The sequence below is a fragment of the Ramlibacter paludis genome, from assembly GCF_022012305.1.
Taxonomy (GTDB): Bacteria; Pseudomonadota; Gammaproteobacteria; order Burkholderiales; family Burkholderiaceae_C; genus Ramlibacter; species Ramlibacter paludis.
The window spans coordinates 791900-799047 of the sequence record NZ_JAKLTM010000002.1 but is presented as its reverse complement, the minus strand read 5'-3'; the positions used below and the strand labels follow the sequence as shown (position 1 = coordinate 799047).

Genomic DNA, 7148 nt, shown 5'->3' with positions numbered 1-7148 from the left:
CAACCTGGCGCGGTGGAATGGTCTTCCTGCACCTGCTCGCAGCGAGTTGCTTCCAGTCGAATTGATTCAGTAGGGGACCGATCGGCCATCCCTTGCCGCGATCATCAGGTGAGGAGCGGCCCACTCGTCTCATCAGGCTTTCTGCAAACCAGTTCACCCACCTCTCTGCCCCCCAGCCTCCCCTCGCTCCACCCGCTCCTCCCCCCCCTCCTGATTAAACAACTGCGCCAACGTCTCCGCATTCAAACTCGGCACCTCGAACTGCACCTGCTCCGGGTCGAACACCACGCCGCGGCCGTCGCTGTAGTAGTCCACCGGCGCATGCAGCCGCAATGCGAGGCTGCTGCCCACCTCGCGGTGCGCCAGGTTCCAGTCCTTGCGCCAGAGCGTGAAGGTGGTGACGAAGGCGTTGGCTTCCACCAGCGCGAACCCGTTCACGTCGAAGGCCAGCCGCGGCCGCAGCGAGGCGTCGAGCGCTGCGTGCACGTGCAGCCCGGTCGCGGCGCGCCAGTCCAGGTTGACGTGCGGCGTCACCTGCGCGGCCAGGCCCGCCTCGGCGCTCACGTTGATGCCGGCCGAGGCGTTGATCACCGCCGCGCCCAGCGTCAGGCCGGCGTCGATGGAGGCGCCTATGCCGGCCGCCGCGGGCAGGTTGAACTCCGCATCGCCGGTGACGTGCAGCGAGTCCGGCTGCGCCGGGTTGAAGTCTTCCACCCGCAGTTCGGTCTGGTTCAGCTGCCCCGGCCCCACGTGGGCGTGGCCGGTCACGCGGCCGTTGATGGTCAGGGCCACGCCCACCACCGTGCTGCCCACCGAGATGCCCACCAGCGGCACCGACACCGTCGGCATGGAGAACAGCGTGCGGCGGGCGCGGTCGGGCGGCGGATACTGGTCGAAGATCGTGACGGGCGCCGCCAGCCCGATGCTGCCGCTGATCAACAAGTCGCCGCTGGGGCGCACGCGAATGCCCACGCCGCCCTGCAAGGCGTCGGTGAGCCGCAGGGTCACCGTGCCGTTGCCGAAGGGCCGCAGCTCGCCGCCGGCCGCGGCCGCCGTGCTGCCCGTCAGCAGGTGGCCCTGGTCGTCGACGCTGCCGTTGGTGAGGCCTACGCGCACGGTGCCGTTGACGCGCTCGCCGATGCGGAAGGGCGCCTCGGCCGAGAACATGAACAGGCCGTCGTCGTAGCTCGCGTCCAGCCGCGCGCTGATGCCGGCGAAGGTCGCGTCGGCGCCGCCGCGTGCCGCGAGCCGCCAGCCTTCGGGGGTTTCCGACAGCGATGCGTCGATGGTGCCGTTGCGCATGCCGGGCCGGTCGCGAAAGCGCGCGCTGCCGGTGATCACGGTGCCTTCGGTGGGCGTGAACTGCACGCCCAGCGTGGCCGACTCCACGCCGGGGATGTCGAGGTCGGCGGTGCCCGTCAGCGAGCGGTTCTCGCCGTCGAAGGCCGCCTGCACGGTGGCGCGCCGGATGCCGCGCACCTTGCCGGGGCCGATGGTCACGGTGCCGCTGCCCGAGAGCTTGCCGTTGGGCGCATCGCCGCCGCGGCGGTAGGCCAGCTGGATGTTGGCATCGGCGTCGAAGAGGCGCCGGTCGAAGTCGAAGCGGCCGTCGATGGCGAAGGAATCGCTGCGGCCCGCGCCGCGCAGCGTGCCCTGGCCCAGCTTGTCGATGCTGAAGGCCACGCCGCCGCCCACCTGCAGGCCGTCGCGCGTCGACAGGCCCACGGTGAGGTCGCTGCCGTCGATGCGGAAGGGGCCACCCAGGTTCAAGTCGCCGCCGTAGAAAGTCTTCGACACGATGAGCTCGGTGCCGCGCACCTGGAAGTCCAGGCTGGCGCCGTGCAGCATCTCGATGTCGGGCTCCACGCGGCCGCTGATGAAGAGGCCCACGCCGGGCAGCACGTCGACCTCGTCCACGACCACCGGGCTCAGGCCGGTGACGCCGCCGTCGCGCAGCAGCGAGCGGAAGCGCTGCACCGTGGTCTCGGTGTTCAGCACGCCGGCGTTGGCCAGCCCGCGCCGGCGCGCGATCGGTATGTCCACCGGGATGCGGGCGTCGGCGCCCAGCTGTTCGTGCGTCAGCGCGCCGCGCACGCGGCCGATGGGGCCCGTGCCCGCCGTGGAGAGATCGAGCGTGAGTTCGTCGGTGGCGATGCCGGGCAGCAGGCCGCGGATCGCGCCTTCCGGATCGGTGGGCCGGCCATCGGTCAGCGGCACCTGGCGCGGCTCGCCGCCGCGCGCGCTGGCGTAGATCACCAGCAGGCTGGGCGAGCCGGTGTAGCGCGATGCGTCCACGCCCGCCGGCCAGGGATGCAGGATGGCGCCGGGGTCGGTGGGTGCGGCGCCCGTGAGGTTGCTCGGGTCGTAGATGCGCAGGCCCTCCGCCGGGTCGCCCGCCTGCACTTCGGCGAGCGTCCAGCGCTTGCCCGCCGCCGGCGCGCCTTGCGCCACGAAGCCGCCGAAGCGCACGCGGTACTGGCGCTTGAGCACGTCGGCGTTGCGGTCCGCCTCCGGCAGCGCCGCGGCCTGCGAAGAAGCGGCGTAGGCGTTGAAGGCTTCGTCCATGAAGGCGTCGATCGCACGGCCCGAGGCGCCGTTGGCCTGGCGCTCCAGCAGTTCGAGGTTGGCGAGGATGTCGTAGGAAGCGCCGCCGATCTGCAGTTCGACGATGTGGTCGATCTCCAGCGGCGCCTCGTCGGCCTCGCCCTGACGGTCCCAGCGCGGCTGGCGCAGCGCCAGCGCGAGTTCATTGGGCGTGCCGACCACCACGTAGTTGCCGGCGCTGGCCAGCTGGCGGCCGCGCGGCAGGGCGATGTAGATGCGCTCGGCGTCCAGCCCCGGCACCTTGGTCGAGAGCGCGTTGCGCATGGTCGCGGCCGGAGTCGCCTGCGTCCACAGCTGCCTCTGGCGCGAGTCCACGTCGGCGCGGCGGTAGCCCGCGGGGCGTTCCAGGTTGGCGACCAAGGCCGCATCGTAGGCAGCCTTGCGATGGCTGCTCAGGAGGTCGGTGCCGTACTTCAGCGTCGGCAGCTTCAGCGAGGGCAGGGTGATCGGGCCGCGGCCGCCCGCGGCCGGAGTGGCGCCGGTGGCCGTCGCCGGGGTCGCGCCCGTCACCGAGGGCGGCGCCGTCGTGCCCGTGGTCTGTCGCCGCACCGCGCGCGCCGCGCCCTGCAACTGCTGCACCACGTGCGCGAGTTCGTGCGCCAGCAGGTCGCGGCCCTCGTTGGTGTCGGGCCGGTACTCGTTGGCGGCAAAGGCGATGTGCTGGCCGATGGTGAAGGCCTTGGCACCCAGCGCATCGGCTTCCCGCTGTGCACCGATGCCGGTGTGCAGCCGCACTTCCGCCAGGTTCACCTTCAGGCGCTGCTCGAAGAAGCCGCGCGTCGCCTCGTCCAGCGGCATGCCTTCGCCGAGCCGCGCCACGATGCCTTCGTCCACCGAAGGCACATGCGGCGCGCCGGGCTCGTGCTGCGGCATCACCGACTGGTTGGGCATCACCGACTGGTTCGGCTGCAGGCTCAGGGCGCCGGGCTGCGCCGGCGCCAGGCACTGGGCCTGGGTGGGCGTCACTTCCTTGCCGGTGTCGTCGGTGGTTTGCACCTTCGGCGGCGCGGCGTCGCCCTTGAGCATGGCGATGAAGGCGTCGACGTCCAGCTTGGGCGTTTCCACCGAGATCGAGTTCTGCGGGTCGCTCCGCAGCTTGCCGGTCTTTGTGTTGTAGCCCACCTTGCCCTGGCCCTTGATCGCCAGCGGCAGGTTGAAGTTGGCCGTGCCTATCGTGAAGTCCTGGCTCCACACCGTGACGGTGGTCACCAGCAGGTTCAGCTTGGCCGACACCTCGCCTTCCAGCGCGAACTTGATCGTCGGCTGCACGTTCAGCTTGATGCCGCCTTCGATGTCCAGTCCGTCCTGCGCGCTGTACGTGAAGTCCACCGTGGCCTGCACGATCTTCTTGTTCTCCTCGGGAATGCCGATGTCGGCGCTGACGCCGATGGCGCCATCGAGCTCGGCGACCACCGCGCTCAGGTTCAGGTGCGCCTTGGCGTCCACCTTCACGCCGGCGTCGGCCTCCACGTCGAACTTGGCGCCGCCGCTGATCTTGAGCGTGTCGAAGCTGACCGTCTTCGGGTCGAACTCCTCGATGTCGACGTGGATGCCGCTCATCTTGCCGGGGCCGATGGCCGCGCGCAGCGCGATGCCGCCCGTCGCATACACGGTGAGCCCGACGCTGACGCCGCCCACGGAGAAGCCCAGGCCCGGAATCGGCAGCTTGGGCGTCTTGATCTCCGGGTGCGCGAACACCGCGTCCTTGGGGATCTGCGGGAACACCGTGAAGTCGCCGACCTTCAGCCCGCCGCCCACGCGCACGCTGCCATCGGGCAGCAGCCGCAGCTTGAGCTTGCCGAACAGCTTGTCCTTGATGAAGACCGCGTCGATGTCGGCGGCGCCGAAGACGCGGAAGGTGCCGCCCTGGCCGCCTTCCTTGCGGTTGCCCTTCTCGTCGACTTCGGCGTTGGTGACGCCGGCCATCACGGTGCCGGAGAGCGGTCCCTTGGCGATGTCGAACTTGCCTTCCACCAGCACCTGTCCGTCGTCGTAGCTGAATTTCAGCATCGCGCCCGACAGGCCCGGCAGCTTCGGCTTGACGTCGCCGCTGGCGGCCACCTTCCAGCGGTCCTTGTCCTGTTTCACTTCCACCGTGATGTCGGCCGACTCCACGCCCGGCACCTTCTCGTCGATGCCCAGCTTGCCGGTGATCACCAGCGTGTCCTTGCCGTAGGTGACGCCCAGCGATGCGCTCTTCAGCCCCGGGATGGAGGGCTCGACGTCGCCGATGGCGGTGAAGATGCCTTCGGCGTAGCCCGCGGTGAGCTTGGCCGACTTGATGCCCTTGATCTTGTCCGGATTGTTGATGCCCAGGATGCCCTTGCCGCTGAAGCCCTTCTCGCTGCTGTAGCCCAGCTCCAGCGTCGCCTGGTCGAACAGCTTGCGGTCGGCGGTGAAGACGCCCTTGGCCGCCAGGCTGGGACCTTTCGCGCCGGCCTGCACGGTGACCGAGAGAAGGCCCGAGCCGAGGCCGGCCACGGTGAAAGCCAGGTTGCCGTCGGCGCCCAGGCCCTTGGTGCCGAAGAACACGGTGACGCTGGCGTCGTCGATGGTGAGCCCCGGCACCGGCAGCTTCAGGTCCTTAGCCGCGAAGGTGTATTCGAAGGCGAAGTCATCGCCGCGCCAGCGCACCGGGATCTGCACGCCGCTGAAGAGCGGATGCGTCGCGGCCAGCATGCCTTCGGCCGAGACCTTGCCGCGCACGAAGCTCAGTTCGCCGAAGGTCACCGGGCTCAGGGTCTCGGCCTCGGCCTTCGGTGGAGTCAGGCTGGCGATGGCGCCGGCGTAGGGCTTGCCCGCCACCGCATTGAGCGGGCTCTCGAAGGTGGCGCCCTCGTTCACCTTGATGTGCTTGGGCAGCACCCAGCTGCCCTTGATGCTGCCCACGGCGGCGCCGGCGCCGGCCTTGTCGAAGCCGGCGTTCAGCGTGATGGCGTTGCCCGCCAGCTTGATCCCGCCCAGGCGGCCGCTGTCGTTCACCGTCACCTTGTCCTTCTTCAGCGGGAAGGCGTCGATGAAGCCCTGGCCGCTGTACGAATAGAGCGCGAAGCGGTCCTTGTGCGTGCCGTCGTCCTTCTTGGGGCGCTCTTCGTCCTTCAGCCACTTCAGGTGCTTGCCGCCCACGATCTCCTGGCGGGCCCAGAACTGCGCGGTCTTCTCCAGGTTCTTGCCTTCGCCGCCGGCTTCCACCTTCTTGAACTCGACGTCGAACTTCTCCAGGTAGTCCTTCACCAGCGCATCGCCGGTGTTCTTGCCGGTGGCGGCCAGGTAGCCCTTGACGCCGGCATAGATGGAAGCGCGCAGCAGCGAGCCGACGTTGACGTTGTGGGCGCCCGTGAGCAGCTCGTAGTTCTCGAAGGCGTCGTCGCCACTCACCTGCAGCTCGATGATGTGGTCGACCTGCAGCTTGCTGTCCTTGAGCGTGCCGTCGGGCGTCCAGCGCGGGATCTGCAGCGCCTCGACGACGTCGGCCTCGGCCGGGCCGCCGAACTTCTTCTGCGGCGCGCCGTAGAAGGTCAGCCCGTGCGGCGGTGAACCCGGCGTGTAGCCCACGCTCGCGTAGAAGGTGGAGAGGTCCACCTTCTCCTTCCACTTCTTCACCTGGTCCGGTTGGAAGGCCGGCTTCTTGCGGTCGTAGCCGGCCGGACGCTTGAGCGACTTCCCGGCCCGCTTCTTGTACTCGGCGGCATGCCGGCCCTTGATGGCCGGCAGCTTCAGGGTTTCCATCTCCGGCCGCGCCTTCGTGTCCTTGGCGGGGTCGAAGGCGTCCTTGTCCTTGATGTCGTTCGGGTCCGTGTAGCGCGGGTTGTCCGGCTTCTTGCGCGCCACCACGTGGCTGAGGCCCGCCGTCTTGTTCTGCAGCACGTGCGCGAGTTCGTGCGCCAGCAGGGTCTTGCCGCGCTGGGTGGAGGGCTGGAACTCGCCGCTGGCGAAGGCGATGTGGTTGCCGAAGGTGAAGGCGCGGGCCTGGAGCGCGCGCGCCGCTTCGGCGGCGTGGTCGTCGGCGTGGATGCGCACGTCGCTCAGGTCCTGGCCCATGCGCTGTTCGAAGAAGGAACGCGTGTCGGCGTCGAGCGCCTCGCCCGCGCCCAGCGAACGCAGCAGCTCGGTGGAGGTCGAAGGTGCGTTGCCGGTTGCCGCTTCGGGCGGGGAGGACTGCGCCGATGGCGACGGTGCGGCCTGGCGCTGCACCTTGCCGCCGGCAGCCCCGCCGGCGGCGGCCGCGGCTTTCGCCGGCGCCGGGGTCGGTGCGGGCGCCGCACCTTTCGCCGCCCCGGCGGCGGGCGCCGGCGCGCGCATCACCTTGTCCGCGATGGCATCGGCCTCGCGTTCCACCGCATCGCCCGGTTCGCTGACGGCCAGCTTGGCGCGCACCGCCATGCGGTCGAAGCGTTGCTGGCCGCCCGCCGCGCCGCCGCCCTTTGCCTGCTGCGCGGACGCGGGGGCCGGCGCCTTCTTCTCGGGCGGCGCGGCCGCCTTGGCCGGCGGCGGGGTCGCCGGCTTCTTGCTGTCCGTGGCCGGGGGCGCGGCGGGCATCGCCG

General features: G+C 70.2%; 1 protein-coding gene. It reads right to left on the bottom strand.

The features are described 5' to 3' along the window. Positions 1–153 precede the first annotated feature (153 nt). Positions 154–7143 carry an eCIS core domain-containing protein gene (locus LZ009_RS10430; RefSeq protein WP_275697842.1) on the bottom strand — a complete coding sequence of 2330 codons (6990 nt, stop codon included), beginning with the start codon at positions 7141–7143 and terminating at the stop codon, positions 154–156. Between the last annotated feature and the right edge of the window lie 5 nt (positions 7144–7148).